This window comes from Pseudoalteromonas sp. KJ63-1 (genome assembly GCF_055808145.1).
On record NZ_CM147855.1, the window covers coordinates 1,324,968 to 1,344,476 of the forward strand.

Below are 19,509 nucleotides of genomic sequence, written 5' to 3' on the forward strand. Positions count from 1 at the left end.
AAGAAGATGTGTATATAAATCGTGCAATTTTGTAGGTGTATGAAAAGTTGTTCATAAATAATTTATTTTTGACACACTTTAGCGTTTTCCTACTGAAATATTTTTTCAGGCTGTTATTATCGCGCCCTAAATTTGTAGCATTTTATATTTTTGGAGCGCAATTGTGAATAAAACGTTAGCAAGTTACTACCAGCAAGCTTATGCGTGTGAGCAACAGCATTTTAACCAATGTTTTTATTGCGGCTGTGAAGCAACAGAGCGCGATCATTGTCCGCCATTGCACATGCTACAAAGTATTATTGATTTAGGCGAAGAAGCTGACTTTGTTGCTATTGCAGCTTGTTATGAATGCCATGCATTACTTCATAATGAACGATTAATGACCATTGATGAGCGATTCAGTAAACTTAAAAAGAAGTTATCTAATAAGTACGCAAAGCCTTTGCGTGTTTATAATATGTGGGAAGAAAATGAACTCGCTGATATGAGTGATGAATTTGCTCATAGCATTCAAGCAGGTATGAAGCTGGGTAAAGAAGCGGCTGAGCGACTCGCCTTTACGGGGTTTAGTTATGCCACTGAGGAAGCACGTGTCACAGTGCGTGAAAAAACCAAAGAGTTTGATGTTGAAGGCACTGTATTTACCGATTTCAAAGAAGCGCTTAACTATTGCATTACTGTATTAAAGGTGCAAAAAAGTGATTTTTATAAAATTTTAGTGGAAGACTATCAAGGTGATTTTAATAAGGCATTGAGCCAATACAGGCATCGTCATGATAAAGTTACAGCCGCAAAAGATGGTAATACATTGATAAAAGATTTTTCAAAATTACATAAGCAAAATTCGGATTTTGTAACCCGAACGGTTAAACACTTTATAAGTAAAGATCCATCGCTTACCACAGAAGGGGCATTGGATAAGCTTTATAACAATTATATAAAAAAATAATTACAGAAATTCACCTTAAATAACCGCCTTTTCACCTGTTTTTTTAGCTTTATGCGTTTGCTTTCGCTAAAGTAGTAAAAAAACAGGAGAACCTAAAAACATGCAAAAATTTGCTCCCTCATTGTTAGCTGTTGGTTTAGCAGCAGCACTTGTTGGTTGCCAAGAAAGCGGTCCACAAGATGACAAAGTAACCATTAATAAAAACCCATACCCAAGTACTTACCAACCGGTAGCGACATCAAGCACGTTAATCACCAATGCGACTGTATTAACAGGTACGGGTGAACGTTTAGATGAAGCCGATGTATTAATTGTCGACGGTAAAGTGCAGCAAATTGGTAAAGATTTAACCGCTGATGCGAATACCACCATCGACGCACAAGGTAAATGGGTAACACCAGGCATTATTGACGTTCATTCACATTTAGGTGCTTATCCAAATCCATCGGTTGAATCTCATCAAGATGGCAACGAAATGACCAGTCCAAATACTGCAGAAGTATGGGTTGAACATTCAATTTGGCCACAAGATCCAGGTTTCAATCGCGCACGTGAAGGCGGTATTACGTCATTACAAATTTTACCTGGTTCAGCTAATTTATTCGGTGGACGTGGTGTTACCCTTAAAAATGTACCGGCTCACACCATGCAAGGGATGAAATTTCCTGACGCACCATACGGTTTAAAAATGGCGTGTGGTGAGAATCCTAAACGTGTTTACGGTCGCAAAGGTGTATTACCGATGACACGTATGGGTAATATGGCAGGATATCGCACAGCATGGATTGGCGCTCAAGAATATAAGCGTGAGTGGGATAAATACGATGCTGATTACGCTGCGGGTAAAAACCCAGAAGCTCCACATCGTGATATTAAATACGATACATTACGTGGTGTTTTAGAAGGTGACGTTCGTATTCACAATCACTGCTACAAAGCAGAAGAAATGGCGATGATGATCGACCTTTCTAAAGAGTTTAATTACCATGCCGGCACATTCCACCACGGAATTGAAGCCTATAAGATTGCTGATTTATTAGCTGAAAATGGCTCGTGTGCAGCACTTTGGCCAGACTGGTGGGGCTTTAAAATGGAAGCCTACGATATGGTGCAAGAGAACGTAGCTATTGTTGATGCAGTTAAAAACTCATGTGCTGTTGTGCACTCAGATTCTGATACGACGATTCAACGCTTGAACCAAGAAGCCGCAAAAGTAATGTACAGTGCAAACCAAAATGGGTTTGATATTTCTGAGCAACACGCGATTAAATGGATCACGTCTAACGCCGCTAAATCATTAGGCATTGAAGATAAAACAGGCTCACTTGAAACAGGTAAACAAGCTGATGTTGTTATTTGGAATCAAAGCCCGTTTAGTGTTTATGCAAAAGCAGAGCAAGTGTTTGTTGATGGCGCAAAAGTTTACGATAGAAACGATAGCGCATTCCAAGCACAAAGTGATTTTATGTTAGGTCAACAATAAGGAGCACCCAGAATGAAAAAATTATCACGTTCGTTTTCGCTTTCTCTGGTTGCTGCAGGGCTACTAGCATCGGGTGCCGTAAGCGCCCAGTCATTAGCAATCATTAATGCAACTTTGCATACATCTTCAGATCAAGGTGTATTAGAAGGAGCTAGCATTGTAATGAATGATGGCAAAATCACTGCCATTAACCCTAGCGATGTTGAAGCTGACAAAGTTATTGATGCTAAAGGTCAAATAGTGACGGCTGGTTTTATCGCCAGTGTAAACCAGCTTGGCTTAGTTGAAGTAGGTGCAGTTGCCGGTTCTCGCGATGCAGGAGAAGACAAAGCGGGTATCGATTTTGATGCAAGCTTAGCATTCAATCCTCGTTCAAGCTTAATTCCTTATGCACGTAAAGGCGGTATCACTCGCGATTTGATCACCCCATACGGTGGTGACAGCATATTTGCAGGCCTAGCAAGTGTTGTTGATTTAAGTGGTAGCTTTGAAAGCGTAGATAAAAAGCAAGCTGCACTAGTGGTTCATTTAGGTGAGCGTAGTAAAGGCTCTCGTGCATTTACCTTGCAAACACTTATCAATAAGTTAGATGAGCATCAAACCAAAGCAAGTAAAGACGCTAAAAAAGACGACGCTAAGCCAAGTGCTGAAGACACCATAATGGCTAAAGTACTAAAAGGCGATATGCCATTACTAATTAGTGTGTCGCGTTCGGCTGATATTGTTGAACTAATAAAAGTGAAACAGCAGTTTGGCGTAAACATTGTCCTTAATGGCGCTCAAGATGCCGTTGTAGTTAAAGATCGCATCGCTAAAGCAGGCATTCCTGTGATCATTAGTGCAATGGATAACTTACCAGGCAGCTTTGATTCGTTGCATGCAAGCTTGAATAATGCCGGAATACTAGAAAAAGCCGGTGTTAAAGTGCTATTAACTGTGGGTGGTGACGCAAGTCACAATGTTTACCAGCTTCGCTACGATGCCGGTAACGCAGTGTCTTACGGTATGAGCCAGCAAGGCGCATTAAGGGCCATGACCTCGAATGTAGCTGATGTATTTGGTATTAATGCCGGTAGCCTAGAAGTAGGAAAAGCCGCTGATGTTGTTATGTGGAGTAACGACCCGTTTGAGCTGAGCAGCCACGTGAATAAAATGTTTATCAATGGAGTTGAGGTTAGTACTGAATCTCGCCAAGATAAACTGCGTGAGCGCTATACAACAGAATCGAACATGCCACGCGCATACACAAAATAAACTTTTTAAGTTGAATTTAAAAGGCCGCATTAGCGGCCTTTTTTACGAACACCTTTCGCCTAAGCACAAAAAAGGCGCTCTGTGAGCGCCTTTTCATTCATTTAATTGATTTATACTAGTTTAGATAAAATCTCGTTAAATGTTGTGCTTGGACGCATTGCTTTAAAGGCTGCATCGTCATTTGGCTGGAAGTATCCGCCAATGTTCATTGCAGGACCCTGTGCGTCGTTTAGCTCGTTAACAATTTGCTCTTTATTGGTTTCAAGGTCGCTAGCAATTTGTGTAAATTGCGCTTTAAGCTCGCTATCTTCATTTTGCTTAGCAAGTTCTTGAGCCCAGAATAAAGATAAGAAGAAATGAGAACCACGGTTATCAATTTCTTTTACTTTACGTGAAGGCGATTTGTTTTCAGCTAGGAATGTGCCCGTTGCTTTATCAAGTGTATCAGCAAGTACTTGTGCCTTGTTGTTACCCGTTGTTGTGCTTAGGTGTTCAAGTGATGCAGCAAGTGCTAAGAACTCACCTAAAGAATCCCAACGTAAGTGGTTTTCTTTTTCAAACTGTTGAACGTGCTTAGGGGCAGAACCACCAGCACCTGTTTCAAATAAACCACCGCCATTCATTAGTGGCACAATTGAAAGCATTTTAGCACTAGTACCCAATTCTAAAATTGGGAATAAATCTGTTAGGTAATCACGTAATACGTTACCTGTTACAGAAATCGTGTCTTTACCTTCTTTGATGCGTGCTAGTGAGAACAAGGTTGCATCCATTGGCGATAAAATTTGAATATCTAGGCCAGCAGTATCATGTTCTGGCAAGTATTTGTTCACTTTTTTGATTAGCTCAGCATCGTGTGCACGTTCTGCATCTAACCAGAAAATAGCCGGATTACCTGTTGCGCGAGCGCGGTTTACTGCAAGCTTAACCCAATCTTGGATTGGTGCATCTTTAACCTGACACATACGCCAGATATCACCTTGCTCAACACTGTGCTCAAGTAGGGTGTTGCCGTTTGTGTCAACAACACGAATAGTACCATCAGCTTTTGCTTCAAATGTTTTGTCATGTGAGCCGTATTCTTCCGCTTTTTGAGCCATAAGGCCAACGTTTGGTACGCTACCCATAGTTGTAGGATCAAAAGCACCGTGCTCTTTACAAAAATCAATGGTTGCTTGGTAAACGCCAGAGTAACAACGATCTGGAATTACAAAGCTTGTGTCTTGTAATTTATCGTCTTTATTCCACATTTGACCGCTTGAACGAATTGCAGCAGGCATAGAAGCATCGATGATCACATCACTTGGTACGTGTAAGTTTGTAATACCACGATGAGAATCAACCATGGCGATAGCAGGGCGGTTAGCGTAAACCGCTTGAATGTCTGCTTCAATTTCTTCGCGCTTAGCGTCATCTAATGTTTGAATTTTAGAGTACACATCGCCTAAACCGTTATTTACATCAACACCTAGCTCTTCAAAAAGTGCACCGTGTTTTGCAAAAACGTCTTTGTAGAATACTTTTACAGCGTGACCAAAGATAATTGGATCAGATACTTTCATCATGGTTGCTTTCATATGAAGCGAAAATAACACGCCTTTTTCTTTAGCAGCATTAATTTCAGCTTCTAGGAATGCTTGTAATTTCGCAGCACTAATACGTGATGCATCAATTACTTCACCAGCAAGTAATGGCGTGCTTTGTTTAAGTACAGTGATATCGCCATTAGCCGCTACGTGTTCAATACGAACATCCGTTGCTTCATCAACAGTTAGTGATTGCTCAGAACCAAAGAAGTCACCTTCTTCCATGCTTGCAACGTAAGATTGTGAATCTTTGCTCCACGCGCCCATTGAATGTGGGTTATTACGTGCATACTCTTTCACTGAACCTGGTGCGCGACGGTCAGAGTTACCTTCACGAAGTACAGGGTTTACTGCGCTGCCTTTAATTTTATCGTAGGCAGCTTGAATCGCTTTCTCTTCATCGTTTTTAGGTTCAACCGGGTATTCTGGAAGTGCATAACCTTTTTCTTGAAGCTCTTTAATTACAGCGCGAAGTTGTGGAACTGATGCACTAATGTTCGGTAATTTAATGATGTTAGCTTCTGGTGTTTTTGCCATTTCGCCAAGTTCTGCAAGTGCATCACCAATGCGTTGTTCTTCTGTTAGGTAATCCGGGAAGCTCGCAATTACACGACCAGCTAATGAGATGTCGCGTGTTTCAACTTCAACACCTGCCGCATTTGTGTATGCTTGGATAATAGGTAACAACGAATAAGTTGCTAGTGCCGGAGCTTCGTCCGTTTTTGTATAGATAATTTTTGATGTCATCATCATTCCTAGATAGTAGGCCGCATTGGCCAAATTCAACAATGCAAAGAAATCATCGCTTAATACTTTTAAATAAAGCATTAGTACATGCAATGAGTAGTCTGTTAGGTGTTGGTACTCGTATAACCTAAACAAGGTGAGAATAATCACACCTGACGGACTAATGTCTTTTATAACTAAAATTTATGTAAATACAAACTAGCCATTAGGCTAAAGTAATTACGTTTTACAGGATAAAGAGTGTAACAAGCTTGGCTAAAAAGGGCTAGGATTACACGCCAGACGCCAGCAGTTAAACATCTAATACTGAAATTATTGGGGTAGATAAAATAAAATCAAGGAGTGGGGTTGAATTAACAAACAATGAGGCAATTTATATTGGAGTGGTTAGGGATTTTTAAGAAATTAAGCGAGGATCTAAACAGGTCACTCGCTTTAGTCTCATAATTACAATCACTCTATAATATCGCCATTAGGCGCTATATTAGTAGCGTGTAGACCTTTAGGGCCCTGTTGTAATTCGAAGGTAACATCTTGACCAGCTTTAAGCGTCTTGTATCCGTCCATTACAATAGTGGAGTAATGAGCAAAAATGTCGTTCTCGCAACCGTCTTCTACGATGAAACCAAAACCTTTGGCGTTGTTGAACCATTTGACTTTACCACAAGCCATACTTCTACATCCTTCTATAAGTTGACTAATTTAGTTATCCTAAACTGTATTGTTTGCTAGACTGACTAAGGTTTAATCAATCACCATTTGACTGTAGTTTATTTAAGCAACCAGTCAAGTGTTTTAGGTTATTTTTTAACATTTTATTTATTTTTTTATTCAAGTTTGCTTGAGTTACAAAGACAAGACTATATTTAATTATGAGTGGTATGAAAGATTCTGGTGTTATCGACACCGTTCGCGATAGTGAAAAGCAAAAGTTGCAGCCACCGCGAAAATATAAAGTTGTGTTAAACAACGATGATTACACGCCGATGGATTTTGTAATAGAGATCTTAATGACGTTTTTTAATATGGATAGCGATAGAGCAACTGATGTGATGCTGCAAATACATCAGCAAGGTAAGGGCATATGTGGTGTTTATAGCGCCGACGTAGCACATACTAAGGCTGAGCAAGTTAACCGCTACTCAAGGGATAACGAGCATCCACTGCTATGTAGTTGTGAGCAGGAATAAATACCACAAAGGTGAACTTTCATCTTTGAAGTGCGGTATAAAATTATTATCTCTGTAAGGGGTTGCCAATGCTAAATAAAGACTTAGAACTAACTTTGAACACTGCGTTTCGTGAAGCGCGTACACGTCGTCATGAGTTTATGACCGTAGAGCACCTTTTATTAGCTCTACTCGACAACCCATCAGCTGGAGAAGCGCTTAATGCGTGTGGTGTTGACGTTTCTGGATTAAAAACAGAGTTACTTGAATTTATTGATGAAACCACACCGGTTATTCCTGATTTAGAAGAAGAGCGCGAAACTCAACCAACACTTGGTTTTCAGCGAGTATTACAGCGCGCGGTATTTCATGTGCAATCTTCTGGCAAAAATGAAGTGACAGGCGTTAATGTGCTGGTCGCTATTTTTTCTGAGCAAGAAAGCCAAGCCGTGTACTTACTTAAAAAGAACGATATTTCTCGACTTGATATTGTTAACTTTATTTCTCATGGGATTGCCAAAGGTGACGACGAATTAGGCGATGATACCGACGATATTCATGAAGAGGTGCAAGAAGTAGCAAGCGAAGAAGCGAGTAAGCTCGACAGCTTTACAACTAACCTTAATATACACGCTAAAGAGGGTAATATTGACCCGCTTGTTGGCCGTGATAGTGAAGTAGAGCGCACAGTGCAAGTGCTGTGTCGTCGTAAAAAGAATAACCCATTACTGGTTGGTGAAGCCGGCGTAGGTAAAACTGCCATTGCTGAGGGCTTAGCCTATCGTATTGTTAACGAACAAGTGCCTGAAGTCATTGCAGATGCGGTTGTGTACTCTTTAGATATGGGCGCGTTACTTGCCGGTACCAAATACCGAGGCGATTTTGAAAAACGCTTTAAAAGTTTATTAAAAGAGTTACAAGCAAAACCAAGTTCAATTTTATTTATTGATGAAATTCACACCATTATTGGTGCAGGTGCTGCCTCAGGTGGGGTAATGGATGCCTCAAACTTAATTAAGCCGTTACTCTCAAGTGGGCAATTACGTTGTATGGGTTCTACCACTTACGGTGAGTACAAGAATATTTTTGAAAAAGATCGCGCCCTTGTCCGTCGCTTTCAAAAAATTGATGTGCTTGAACCTAGCGTTGAAGATACCACTAAAATTCTTAACGGCTTAAAAGATCGTTACGAAGCACACCATGGTATTCGTTATACGCAAAAAGCGTTAAAAGCAGCCGCTGAGCTAAGTGCCAAGTATATTAATGAGCGTCACTTACCTGATAAAGCGATTGACGTTATTGATGAAGCAGGCGCAAGCCAACGGCTACTGCCTACGTCCAAGCGTAAAAAAACCATTGGTGTATCTGATATTGAGATGATTGTGTCTAAAATGGCGCGTATTCCGCCACAAAATGTGTCGTCGTCTGATAAAGAAACGCTGAAAAACTTAGACCGTAATTTAAAAATGTTGGTGTTTGGACAAGATCAATCCATTGATGCATTAACTTCTGCTATTCGCTTATCGCGCTCAGGTTTAGCAAACGAGAACAAACCGGTTGGTTCGTTCTTATTTGCAGGCCCAACAGGGGTAGGTAAAACAGAGGTTACCAAGCAATTAGCTAAATGCATGGGTGTTGAGTTTATTCGTTTTGATATGTCTGAATACGTTGAGCGCCATGCGGTGAGCCGTTTAATCGGTGCGCCTCCGGGTTATGTAGGTTTTGAACAAGGCGGCTTATTAACAGAAGCGGTGATCAAAAACCCACATGCAGTGGTATTGCTGGATGAAATTGAAAAAGCGCATCCTGATATCTACAACATTTTATTACAAGTTATGGATCACGGTACGCTAACAGATAATAACGGCCGAAAAGCCGACTTTAGAAACGTCGTGGTAGTGATGACCACCAATGCCGGCGTACAAGAAACCACACGTAAGTCGATTGGCTTTAGTGAGCAAGATCATACTCACGATGCAATGGGTGAAATTAATAAAGTATTTTCACCTGAATTTAGAAACCGCTTAGATAACATTATTTGGTTTAATCACCTCGAGAAAGAGGTTATTTTGCAAGTGGTTGATAAATTTGTTGTTGAGTTACAAGCGCAACTGGATAAGAAGTCAGTTAACCTTGAGCTTACTTCTAAAGCACGTGAGTGGTTGGCTGATAAAGGCTATGACAAAGCAATGGGCGCGCGTCCTATGGCGCGTGTTATCCAAGAAGATCTTAAAAAGCAATTAGCAAACGAAATACTGTTTGGTGAGCTAATTTCTGGCGGTACGGTAAAAGTATCGGTTAAAGATAAAAAGCTGCGTTTTGATTACGAGAGTAACTTAACGCCAGCCTAACCTAAAAGGTTAGCGATTTTAAAAAGCCTGCTTTGTGCAGGCTTTTTTATTTGCCAAAGAAATAGGCAACAAAAAACCCAGCAAAAGCTGGGTTTTTTGTTTATTAAATGTAATTACTGGCTACTAGGGTCTGTTGACCTTTCAAGGTTAAATTTGCAGCAGTCTGTTTGGTATTTAGGCAAGGCAGAGCCTATGTGGTGTGGTTATTCCCCATAAATAGGCGATAACGCAGCATCAATGCCAAACAGGCGCTGCCCGAAGGGTTCTGCCTAGGGGCGATTTACTCTTTGTTGCTCGGTTTTTACTTAGCCCACTAGGTTACAAACCTCGCGCCGCGATTAAACCGCCCTTAGTTTGAACAAATTTTAATCCGCAAAGGCCAACAGACCCTAGCATTAATTACATTTAATAAACGCTTAAAGCTAGTTTTCACTAGCCAAAAACTAAATCTCGTTTACGCACTTACTTAGCGAGCACGGAATACGATACGACCTTTCGATAAATCGTAAGGAGTCATTTCTACCGTTACTTTATCGCCGGTTAAAATACGGATATAGTTTTTGCGCATTTTACCTGAAATATGAGCCACAACTACGTGACCATTTTCTAGCTCAACTCGGAACATTGTATTTGGTAAAGTATCAAGGACTGTCCCTTGCATTTCGATTACGTCTTCTTTCGCCATGTTTAGCGTAACACCTCTTTAATAGTTAAACGCTGCAGATTTTGCCCAAAATACGCCAATAAGTAAAGGCGCAGGGGCTATTTTTGTAAATTAAATAGCCACCCACTGGTCATTGAGCTGTTTTTGGGCGGGTAAAAACTGGGTTTTATACTTCATTTTGTCACATTCATCTATTTGATAGCCTAAATAAACAAACTGTTTGTGTTGCTGTTTAGCAAATTTAAGCTGCTGTAATATCATTACAGTGCCTAAACTAAAGTGTTCGTAGTCAGGGTCAAAAAATGTATAAATAGCCGAAATAGCGTTGTCCATACAATCAGTTACAGCAACGGCCACTAAGTTATCTTGATCCCAAAGCTCTATAAAGGTGATGGTTAACCAGCTACAAAACAAAAAGCTTTGAAATTGTGATTTATCAGGTGGATACATAGAACCGTCTTGGTGGCGCAAGCTAATGTATTTACTGTAAAGTGGATAGTATTGTTCGCGTTCAACTTGAGAATATTTTACCTCAAAGCGGTTTTTTGCTTTGTTAAGTTTACGTTTTTGCGATTTTGTCGGCATAAATTCATCAGCTAAAACGCGCACAGAACTACACGCGCTGCAAATAGGGCAGTGCGGACGGTAAATTTGGTTACCACTGCGACGAAAGCCCAATCCTAATAACGACTCAAACTTATTGCTGCTGTAACAACTTGGATCGAGTATCACCAGCAATTGCTCTTGGCGATCTGGCAAGTAACTGCATTCAAATGGTTGGCTTAGGCCAATACGAGCCGGAAGTTGTTCATTCATATATCGCGATTAGCTCCTGTGGCTGCCACATACTGGCAGCTGGGGTGTAACACTGTGCTTTATTAAGTTTAGTTAAAAATTCTTCACGTGGAATCACGCTGGCACCTAACGACATTAAATAAGGATTTTCTAATTGGCAATCAATAAAATGCGCATCATGGCGCTTAAGCCAATTAACCAGCGCCCACATCGCCAGTTTGGAGCAATTTGTTTGATGATGAAACATTGATTCACCACAAAAAACACCTGTTTGCATAATCCCATATAAGCCGCCTGCAAGCTCTCCCTCGCGCCATACCTCTAAACTATGGGCCAAGCCATTGTGATGGGCATTAATGTACGCCTGTTGCATTTGCGGGGTGATCCAAGTGCCATCGGTATCAAGACGTTGATCGCGGCACGCTTCTATCACTTCTTCAAAGGCATGGTTAATAGTTACGGTGACCGGGTACTTTTTTAAATGTTTTCGTAAGCTTTTACTAACATGAAAGTCATCAAGCTCAACAATACCGCGTTCACTCGGTGACCACCACATAATTGGCTCGTGTTCACTAAACCACGGAAAAATACCAGATAAATAGGCATTTTTTAATCGCGTTACCGATAAGCATCCACCAATGGCAAGTAAACCATCTGGATCATCTAATGCATGGCTGGGATCAGGAAAAGCAAAGTGGCTTTGAGCGAGTTGATAAAGTTGTTTAGTCATAACACCGATTGAATAACTGCATGGTCAAGACAAAGTGTAACCTGTTGCTTTAAAATCACAAATCACAAACCACAAATTATTGTGTTGTCCATAGTGTTGAGCAGGGCTTAAATTGCTGTTAGGTAAATTTTAGGCATAAAAAAAGCGCGTTAAAAAACGCGCTTAATTAAATGGTAAACTAATCGAATTAGCTAACCACTTTTACTGGTACAGCTTCACCTGCGTTGAACTTAGTTGTCATTGCTTCTTCAACAGGTGTAAACGATGTAAGGTCAATACCTTCAACCGCAGACTTATACTCTTCCATAGTCGGGAAACGACCAAGAACAGAAGATAGAACTACAACTGGCGTAGAACCTAGTAGTGATTCACCTTTTTTCTCAGATGTATCGGCTACTACACGGCCTTGGAAAAGACGTGTTGATGTTGCGATAACAGTATCACCTGGTTCTGCTTTTTCTTGGTTACCCATACATAGGTTACAACCAGGACGTTCTAGGTATAAGATATTTTCATACTTAGTACGTGCAGCCGTTTTTGGTTTTGCATCGTCAAATTCAAAACCTGCGTATTTAGCAAGAATATCCCAATCGCCTTCCGCTTTAAGCTCATCAACAATGTTGTATGTTGGTGGCGCAACAACTAATGGCGCTTTGAATGAGATAGAACCGTTTTTCTTCTCAAGGTTACGTAGCATGTGAGCAATAATTTTCATATCGCCTTTGTGAACCATACACGAACCAACAAAACCTAAATCAACAGGCTTGTCGTTGTAAAAAGAAACAGGGCGGATCACATCGTGAGTATAACGCTTAGAAACATCATCGTTATTAACGTCTGGATCGGCAATCATTGGCTCAACGATTTGGTCTAAATCAACCACAACTTCTGCGTGGTATTTAGCGTTGTCGTCTGGAGAAAGTGCTGGCTCTTCACCAGATTGAATACCTGCAATACGCTTGTCGGCTAAATCGATTAGACCTTGTAGCGTTTGTGCTTCGTTTTCCATACCTTTGTTGATCATGATTTGGATACGTGACTTAGCAAGTTCAATTGACTTAATTAATGTTTCATCATTTGAAATACAGATTGACGCTTTCGCTTTCATTTCTGCAGTCCAGTCAGTGAAGGTAAACGCTTGGTCAGCCATTAGGGTACCAATATGAACTTCAATGATACGACCTTGGAACACGTTTTCGCCACCAAATTGCTTAAGCATTTGCGCTTGCGTTGCATGTACAACGTCGCGGAAATCCATGTGCTTAGCCATTTTGCCTTTGAACGTCACTTTAACTGAATCAGGAATTGGCATCGCTGATTCACCCGTTGCAAGTGCAACAGCAACAGTACCTGAATCGGCACCAAAGGCAACGCCTTTAGACATACGTGTATGCGAGTCACCACCAATGATGATAGCGCGATCATCAATTGTAATGTCGTTCAATACTTTGTGAATAACGTCAGTCATTGCATGGTAAACGCCTTTCGGGTCACGTGCAGTGATCAAACCAAACTTATTCATAAACGCCATTAGTTTAGGAATGTTTGCTTGTGCTTTGCTATCCCATACTGATGCTGTATGACAACCAGATTGATAGGCACCATCAACAAGAGGAGAAATCGTTGAAGCAGCCATTGCTTCTAATTCTTGTGCAGTCATTGGACCGGTTGTATCTTGCGAACCAACGATGTTCACTTTAACACGAACATTTGAGCCAGCGTGAAGTGGCGTATCTGATAGTACACCTACCGCGTTACGGTTAAAGATTTTTTCAACCGCTGTTAAGCCTTGGCCTTCGTGTGAAATTTCTTTTGAAGGTGCATAAACAAGCGGCGTTTCAATGCCAAGAGTTTCAGCAGCAAACGTTTGTAGTTTTTTACCGAATACAACTGCGTAAGAACCGCCAGCTCTCATGAATTCAACTTTTTGCGGTGTGAATGCTGATGAAATATCAACAAGCTCTTTATCACCGTTATAAAGCTTCTTCTCTTTAGTATTGATTGTTAGCACAGTACCAGTAGCAACAGAGTAGGCTTCTTCAAGCACAGCGTCACCATTTGCATCAGTTACTGTATTGCCGTCTGCATCTACTTTTTTAACCCAGTTTTTAAGGTCAAGACCAATACCGCCAGTTACATCAACCGTTGTTAAGAAGATTGGTGCAATACCGTTAGTACCTGCAACAACAGGTGCAATGTTGATGAAAGGAACGTATGGACTTGCTTGTTTACCAGCCCAAAGTGCTACGTTATTCACACCAGACATACGTGATGAACCAACGCCCATGGTGCCTTTTTCAGCAATAAGCATTACTTTAGCGTTAGGGTGTTTCTTTTGAAGGGCAACAATTTCTTGTTGTGCTTCTTCAGTGATCATGCACTTACCGTGTAATTCACGGTCAGCACGCGAGTGTGCTTGGTTACCTGGAGACAGTAAATCAGTTGAGATGTCGCCTTCACCAGCAATGTAAGTTACTACTTCGATTTTTTCTTCGATGTCAGGTAGTTTTGTGAAGAATTCAGCTTTTGAGAAGCTCTCTAGTAATTCTTTAGCAATTACATTACCTGATTCGTAGGCCGCTTTAATGCGCTCCATATCTGCATCGTATAAGAATACCTGAGTTTTCAGTACTTCTGCAGCTTGTGCTGCGATTTTTGCGTCATCAGCAAAGGCTAAATCAATTAGCATTTCAATCGATGGGCCGCCTTTCATGTGTGAAAGTAGTTCGAATGCAAATTCTGGAGTGATCTCTGCAACGTGCTCTTCACCTAAAATGATTTCTTTTAGAAACTGTGCTTTAACGCCCGCAGCACTGGTTGTTCCAGGTAAAGTATTAAAAATAAAGAAATGCAGTGAATCTTTACGGTGCTCGTTATTAGTATCTTTAATTTGATTAATTATTTCTGATACTAGTTCAGCGCTATCGATTGGTTGTGGGCTTAATCCAAGCTCCGTTTTACGGGTTTGGATTTCTTCCATATATTTTGTATACAAACTCATAGAAAACTCTCGGTAATTTACTTGATATGAAGTTAAGCATTTTAACTGATTTTACAGTTTCTAGTAATGCCTAAATGAATAAAGCTTTTATTCCTGACGATAATTATAGCTAGTTTTACTTATATAATTTGACGGTATTTGTTGCTCACCCTTAGATCCTATCGTACCTGAGCCATTAATTGTATAAATAAGACTAATTTTAACTATAAATATAGTGAATACTGGTGCGAGTGCAATTATCTCGGGCGTAATGTTTGGGCACAAAAAAGGGCTGAAAATTCAGCCCCAAAAGTATGCTATGTATGCTTATAGGTTATCTAAAAAGCGTTCTGCATCAAGTGCAGCCATACAGCCAGTACCGGCAGAGGTAATTGCTTGACGGTAAATATGGTCAGACACATCACCAGCAGCAAATACACCTGGCACACTAGTTTGTGTTGCGTTACCGTTAAGACCAGATTCAACCACTAGGTAGCCGTCTTTCATTTCTAACTGACCTTCAAACATATCGGTGTTTGGCTTATGGCCTATGGCAATAAACACACCCGCTAAATCAAGTTCTTCAGTAGCATCTGACGCCACATCTTTAATGCGAACGCCGGTCACGCCCATTTGATCACCAAGCACTTCATCAAGTGTACGGTTGTAGTGCATTACAACGTTACCGTTCGCTGCTTTTTCAGCAAGGCGGTCAGCAAGAATTTTCTCACTACGGAAACTGTCACGACGGTGGATAACATGAACTTCATCAGCAATGTTAGACAGGTATAACGCTTCTTCAACCGCTGTATTACCACCACCAACAACCGCAACTTTCTGACCTTTATAGAAAAAGCCGTCACAGGTTGCACAAGCAGAAACACCACGGCCTTGGAAATTAGTCTCAGATTCCAAGCCTAAATATTTCGCAGAGGCACCTGTTGCAATAATTAAAGCATCACATGTATAAGTACCTTGGTCACCGGTTAGTGTGAAAGGGCGCTTAGATACGTCAACTTTGTTGATGTGGTCGAACACAATTTCAGTTTCAAAGCGTTCTGCATGCTCTTTCATACGATCCATTAATGCAGGGCCGGTTAAACCGTGTGCATCGCCAGGCCAGTTTTCAACTTCAGTGGTGGTTGTTAGCTGGCCACCTTGTTGAATACCTGTAATTAAAACAGGGTTTAAATTAGCACGTGCAGCGTAAACTGCGGCTGTGTAGCCTGCAGGGCCCGAACCTAAAATAAGTAACTTACAATGTTTTGCTTCAGTCATGATCTTTTCCTAAACGTTTAATACGGTTTTAATGCGCCCGATTCTAAGAAAAACAAGCAGGAAGTAAATAAAAGATGAGATTATTTTTTTCGCAAATTGCGAAGCTGTTCATTAATGTGTACTAGCAAATGACTTACAAGCAGTGCTCGACTAATAAATAGACTGTTAGCCAATAAAACGACGTTAATTCATGACCAGCCTGATTTTTTTGTTATCTTTTAACTAATTTTGATTTGTCACTGCTTAATTATGTGACCTAAGTGAATAGGCAACTATGTTATTTTGGCAAGAGAAACCCGCATTTGGGTTGACTTCAAAAGACGTTAACGTCTTAACCAATGCGCAAGAATACCGTACGCAATTGTTAGATTTAATTGCCAACGCAAAAAAACGAATCTATATCACCACACTTTACTTACAAGATGATGAAGCGGGTCGTGAAATCTTAGCCGCACTACACAGTGCATCGTTAGCTAACCCTTCACTTGAAATAAAAGTATTGGTTGATTTTCATCGCGCGCAACGCGGTTTAATTGGTGCAGAAAAGTCAGAGGGTAATGCAAGCTTATATTGCGACAGCTTAGAGAAGTTTAATTCAAACGTTCAAGTGTATGGTGTTCCCGTAAAGGCAAAAGAACTGTTTGGGGTGTTGCATTTAAAAGGCTTTGTTATTGACGACACACTGCTCTACAGCGGTGCCAGTTTAAATAATGTGTATTTGCAATATAGCGACCGATACCGACTCGATCGCTACTTTTTAGTCTCGCAAAACGAATTATGTGACTCAGTAGTCGATTTTATCGAATCAACTTTATTGAGCTCTGAAGCAGTTCCAAGAATTGATCAACGACCGCTTAAGCGCATGGCTGACTTTAAGCTTGAACAAAAGCAACTTATGCGTGAGCTTAAATCGGCAAGCTATAAAAGTGCGCAACAATTGAATACTCATGCAATGGGCATTCGTTTGTTTTTGGGTTTAGGCCGTCGTAATAACGAACTTAATCGCTTAATCAAAGCGCTGTTTGATACTACCGAGCAAGAGTTGGTGTTATACACGCCGTATTTTAATTTTCCGGCTCCTTTAATGCGCTCTTTGCGTCGCTTATTAAAGCAAGGTAAACAAGTCACTATTGTGGTGGGCGATAAAACCGCAAACGATTTTTACCTACCACCTAGCGAGCCATTTAGTAAAATTGGTGCATTACCGTATTTATACGAAACTATTTTGCACAAGTTTATTAAATCGCAAAAACGCCACATAGATAATGGCAACTTAAACGTTTACCTGTGGAAACACGAGAGTAACTCGTTTCATTTAAAAGGGATTTGTTGTGACCGTAAAGTGCATTTACTTAGCGGGCATAATTTAAATCCGCGTGCATGGGGGCTAGATATCGAAAATGGTATTCTAATAGAAGACCCTGAGCAAACGATAATGCGCGATATTGATAATGAACGCCAAGAGATTTTAAAGCATTGTCGTCGTTTAACCGGTCCAGATGATTTAGAAACCATGAGCGATTACCCGCAGCCAGTGAAAAAGCTACTTGGTCAAGCTAAGCGTGTCAAAGTCGATTTTATTATTAAACGATTTATATAACACTTGGGTCTGTTGACCGCAGACTCTAAGATTTAGACACAAAAAAAGCAGCTAATTAGCTGCTTTTTTAATGCTTATACCTAATGATGACTTAGGTATTAAACGGTAACAATAATAGTTACGCGTTTTCTACTGCAGTGCGTGGGTCAACATATTCCATGTTGAACGCTTCAGCTACTTCTTTGTAAGTTACTTGGCCTTTAAGTACGTTTAAGCCTTTTAAGAAGTGAGCGTCATCTAGTAATGCCTTTTTGTAACCTTTGTTTGCAAGGTTAATGATGAACGGCAATGTTGCATTGTTAAGTGCAAACGTAGATGTACGTGGAACAGCACCTGGCATGTTAGCAACACAGTAGTGAACAACTTCATCAACAATGTATGTAGGATCAGCGTGCGTCGTTGCTTTAGACGTAGCAATACAACCACCTTGGTCGATTGCAACGTCAACAATTGCAGCACCAGGCTTCATTGCTTTAATGTGTTCAGCAGTCACTAGTTTAGGTGCAGCTGCACCTGGGATAAGTACACCACCAATTACTAGATCAGCTTCAAGTACGTGCTTTTCAAGCGCGTCAGCTGTTGAGTAAATAGCTTTAACTTTGTTACCAAACTGTGCGTCTAGTGCACGTAATACGTCGATGTTGCGGTCAAGTACAACAACCTCAGCACCTAGGCCAACGGCCATTTGTGCTGCGCTACGACCAACCATGCCGCCGCCAATAACAACTACTTTAGCCGGCTCAACACCTGGTACACCACCTAGTAACATACCACGACCGTGGTTAGCTTTTTCTAGCGCTTGTGCACCTGCTTGAATAGACATACGGCCAGCTACTTCACTCATTGGCGCTAAAAGTGGTAAACCACCGCGTGAATCAGTTACTGTTTCATACGCAATACAGATTGCTTTACTTTTAACAAGGTCTTCAGTTTGTGGAAGATCCGGTGCAAGGTGAAGGTAAGTGAAAAGAATTTGGTCTTCACGTAGCATTGCACGCTCAACAGCTTGTGGCTCTTTTACCTTGATGATCATTTCTGCTTTTGCAAAAACGTCAGCAGCTGTTTCTAAAATTTCAGCGCCTGCTTGAACATAATCATCATTTGTAAAACCAATGCCCATACCAGCATTCGTTTCAACAATCACTTGGTGGCCGTGATTTACAAGTTCGCGAACACTCGCAGGAACCATACCTACACGGTACTCGTGGTTTTTAATTTCTTTAGGTACACCAATAATCATAATTTTGCCTTGTTAGAACGGGATAAAAATTTTCCACTATTATATTCATGCTAGGGTAGTGTGTCTCACCTTTTTTTAAGCTCTTTGTAGTGTTAGTATCTGTAAAATTAATTTTATTAGAATAAAAAACTAAAAAGCCATGCATAACTTATTAGACCGTATTGATCGCAAAATTTTAGTCGAATTACAACTTGATGGCCGCCTGTCAAATGTTGAACTGGCCCGACGAGTTGGCCTGAGCGCCACGCCCTGTCTAGAGCGAGTGAAAAAGCTAGAGCGAGAAGGGTATATTTTAGGCTATAAAGCAGTGGTTGATCCCGCCAAGCTTGGCCAAGGGCTTTCTGTGTACGTGGAAGTAACCATTACCAAAACATCGCCCGACGTATTTGAAGAATTTAGTGCTGCTGTTAGAAAACACGAAGAAATTATAGAATGTCATTTGGTTTCGGGTAATTTCGACTTTTTATTAAAAACCCGGGTTAACGATATGTCAGAATACCGAGGCGTACTCGGTGATATATTATTAAAGTTGCCCAATGTGAGTGAAAGCCGCACCTATGTAGTAATGGAAGAAGTAAAGGGTGAAGAAGGCGTGGTGATCCGTCCTTTTGTTGCTTAATGATAGAGTAACAGCCTTTAAAATACTTTTATTGTTGCAGCCAATTTTGCTTTGCTTAAGAAAA

The 19,509-nt window shown here is 40.7% G+C and carries 15 protein-coding genes; 7 read left to right on the top strand and 8 right to left on the bottom strand.

The window, feature by feature from the left end:
* Positions 1–163 precede the first annotated feature (163 nt).
* From AC0L7Q_RS06220 to AC0L7Q_RS06230, 3 genes are all read left to right on the top strand, one after another.
* The gene (locus AC0L7Q_RS06220; protein ID WP_178955830.1) at positions 164–949 is read left to right on the top strand and encodes a hypothetical protein; all 786 of its coding nucleotides are present in this window, start codon (positions 164–166) and stop codon (positions 947–949) included.
* Positions 950–1,049: 100 nt separating this feature from the next.
* Positions 1,050–2,432, top strand: a complete 1,383-nt coding sequence (locus AC0L7Q_RS06225; protein ID WP_413401782.1) for an amidohydrolase — start codon at positions 1,050–1,052, stop codon at positions 2,430–2,432.
* Positions 2,433–2,444: 12 nt separating this feature from the next.
* The gene (locus tag AC0L7Q_RS06230) at positions 2,445–3,686 is read left to right on the top strand and encodes an amidohydrolase family protein (RefSeq protein WP_413401784.1); all 1,242 of its coding nucleotides are present in this window, start codon (positions 2,445–2,447) and stop codon (positions 3,684–3,686) included.
* 110 nt (positions 3,687–3,796) lie between these two features.
* Here the strand turns inward: AC0L7Q_RS06230 and AC0L7Q_RS06235 are convergent, their stop codons facing one another.
* Together AC0L7Q_RS06235 and cspD are read right to left on the bottom strand one after the other, a co-directional pair.
* Entirely contained in the window at positions 3,797–6,019 is a 2,223-nt protein-coding gene (locus AC0L7Q_RS06235) for an NADP-dependent isocitrate dehydrogenase (protein WP_413402836.1), read from the bottom strand.
* Positions 6,020–6,472: 453 nt separating this feature from the next.
* Positions 6,473–6,691: a cold shock domain-containing protein CspD gene (gene cspD / locus AC0L7Q_RS06240; protein WP_008110104.1), complete on the bottom strand. Its 219-nt coding sequence runs from the start codon at positions 6,689–6,691 to the stop codon at positions 6,473–6,475.
* Between the two features lie 209 nt (positions 6,692–6,900).
* Between cspD and clpS the strand changes: the two genes are divergently transcribed.
* Both clpS and clpA read left to right on the top strand, forming a co-directional pair.
* Positions 6,901–7,209, top strand: a complete 309-nt coding sequence (clpS, locus tag AC0L7Q_RS06245) for an ATP-dependent Clp protease adapter ClpS (protein WP_008110102.1) — start codon at positions 6,901–6,903, stop codon at positions 7,207–7,209.
* A gap of 68 nt (positions 7,210–7,277) precedes the next feature.
* On the top strand, positions 7,278–9,539 hold the full coding sequence (clpA, locus tag AC0L7Q_RS06250; RefSeq protein ID WP_413401787.1) for an ATP-dependent Clp protease ATP-binding subunit ClpA: 2,262 nt from the start codon (positions 7,278–7,280) through the stop codon (positions 9,537–9,539).
* A 466-nt stretch (positions 9,540–10,005) separates the two neighbouring features.
* On the opposite strand, the gene infA is transcribed toward clpA, so the two are convergent.
* From infA to trxB, 5 genes are all read right to left on the bottom strand, one after another.
* Positions 10,006–10,224: a translation initiation factor IF-1 gene (infA, locus tag AC0L7Q_RS06255; protein WP_002962494.1), complete on the bottom strand. Its 219-nt coding sequence runs from the start codon at positions 10,222–10,224 to the stop codon at positions 10,006–10,008.
* A 90-nt stretch (positions 10,225–10,314) separates the two neighbouring features.
* Positions 10,315–11,019, bottom strand: a complete 705-nt coding sequence (locus AC0L7Q_RS06260) for an arginyltransferase (protein WP_008110084.1) — start codon at positions 11,017–11,019, stop codon at positions 10,315–10,317.
* On the bottom strand, positions 11,012–11,728 hold the full coding sequence (gene aat / locus AC0L7Q_RS06265) for a leucyl/phenylalanyl-tRNA--protein transferase (RefSeq protein ID WP_413401792.1): 717 nt from the start codon (positions 11,726–11,728) through the stop codon (positions 11,012–11,014). The genes AC0L7Q_RS06260 and aat overlap by 8 nt, the downstream gene beginning before the upstream one ends.
* 187 nt (positions 11,729–11,915) lie before the next feature.
* A complete protein-coding gene (locus tag AC0L7Q_RS06270) occupies positions 11,916–14,729 on the bottom strand; it encodes a bifunctional aconitate hydratase 2/2-methylisocitrate dehydratase (RefSeq protein ID WP_409425247.1) in 2,814 nt (937 codons plus the stop codon).
* A 306-nt stretch (positions 14,730–15,035) separates the two neighbouring features.
* The gene (trxB, locus tag AC0L7Q_RS06275) at positions 15,036–15,986 is read right to left on the bottom strand and encodes a thioredoxin-disulfide reductase (protein WP_008110078.1); all 951 of its coding nucleotides are present in this window, start codon (positions 15,984–15,986) and stop codon (positions 15,036–15,038) included.
* Positions 15,987–16,260: 274 nt separating this feature from the next.
* Here trxB and pssA point away from each other — a divergent pair, with 274 nt between their 5' ends.
* Positions 16,261–17,586 carry a CDP-diacylglycerol--serine O-phosphatidyltransferase gene (pssA, locus tag AC0L7Q_RS06280; protein WP_413401795.1) on the top strand — a complete coding sequence of 442 codons (1,326 nt, stop codon included), beginning with the start codon at positions 16,261–16,263 and terminating at the stop codon, positions 17,584–17,586.
* 118 nt (positions 17,587–17,704) lie between these two features.
* Here pssA and ald read toward each other — a convergent pair whose 3' ends face one another.
* Positions 17,705–18,826 (bottom strand): alanine dehydrogenase, encoded by a 1,122-nt coding sequence (ald, locus tag AC0L7Q_RS06285; protein WP_248527316.1) that lies wholly within the window; start codon positions 18,824–18,826, stop codon positions 17,705–17,707.
* Positions 18,827–18,965: 139 nt separating this feature from the next.
* Here ald and lrp point away from each other — a divergent pair, with 139 nt between their 5' ends.
* Positions 18,966–19,445 (top strand): leucine-responsive transcriptional regulator Lrp, encoded by a 480-nt coding sequence (gene lrp / locus AC0L7Q_RS06290; RefSeq protein ID WP_008110073.1) that lies wholly within the window; start codon positions 18,966–18,968, stop codon positions 19,443–19,445.
* Positions 19,446–19,509: the final 64 nt, after the last annotated feature.

Bases quoted from the DNA above. Each gene is read 5' to 3' on its own strand.
- AC0L7Q_RS06225 (WP_413401782.1), top strand. From the start codon at position 1,050: ATGCAAAAATTTGCTCCCTCATTGTTAGCTGTTGGTTTAGCAGCAGCA.
- AC0L7Q_RS06230 (WP_413401784.1), top strand. From the start codon at position 2,445: ATGAAAAAATTATCACGTTCGTTTTCGCTTTCTCTGGTTGCTGCAGGG.
- AC0L7Q_RS06235 (WP_413402836.1), bottom strand. From the start codon at position 6,019: ATGACATCAAAAATTATCTATACAAAAACGGACGAAGCTCCGGCACTA.
- cspD (WP_008110104.1), bottom strand. From the start codon at position 6,691: ATGGCTTGTGGTAAAGTCAAATGGTTCAACAACGCCAAAGGTTTTGGT.
- clpS (WP_008110102.1), top strand. From the start codon at position 6,901: ATGAAAGATTCTGGTGTTATCGACACCGTTCGCGATAGTGAAAAGCAA.
- clpA (WP_413401787.1), top strand. From the start codon at position 7,278: ATGCTAAATAAAGACTTAGAACTAACTTTGAACACTGCGTTTCGTGAA.
- infA (WP_002962494.1), bottom strand. From the start codon at position 10,224: ATGGCGAAAGAAGACGTAATCGAAATGCAAGGGACAGTCCTTGATACT.
- AC0L7Q_RS06260 (WP_008110084.1), bottom strand. From the start codon at position 11,019: ATGAATGAACAACTTCCGGCTCGTATTGGCCTAAGCCAACCATTTGAA.
- aat (WP_413401792.1), bottom strand. From the start codon at position 11,728: ATGACTAAACAACTTTATCAACTCGCTCAAAGCCACTTTGCTTTTCCT.
- AC0L7Q_RS06270 (WP_409425247.1), bottom strand. From the start codon at position 14,729: ATGAGTTTGTATACAAAATATATGGAAGAAATCCAAACCCGTAAAACG.
- trxB (WP_008110078.1), bottom strand. From the start codon at position 15,986: ATGACTGAAGCAAAACATTGTAAGTTACTTATTTTAGGTTCGGGCCCT.
- pssA (WP_413401795.1), top strand. From the start codon at position 16,261: ATGTTATTTTGGCAAGAGAAACCCGCATTTGGGTTGACTTCAAAAGAC.
- ald (WP_248527316.1), bottom strand. From the start codon at position 18,826: ATGATTATTGGTGTACCTAAAGAAATTAAAAACCACGAGTACCGTGTA.
- lrp (WP_008110073.1), top strand. From the start codon at position 18,966: ATGCATAACTTATTAGACCGTATTGATCGCAAAATTTTAGTCGAATTA.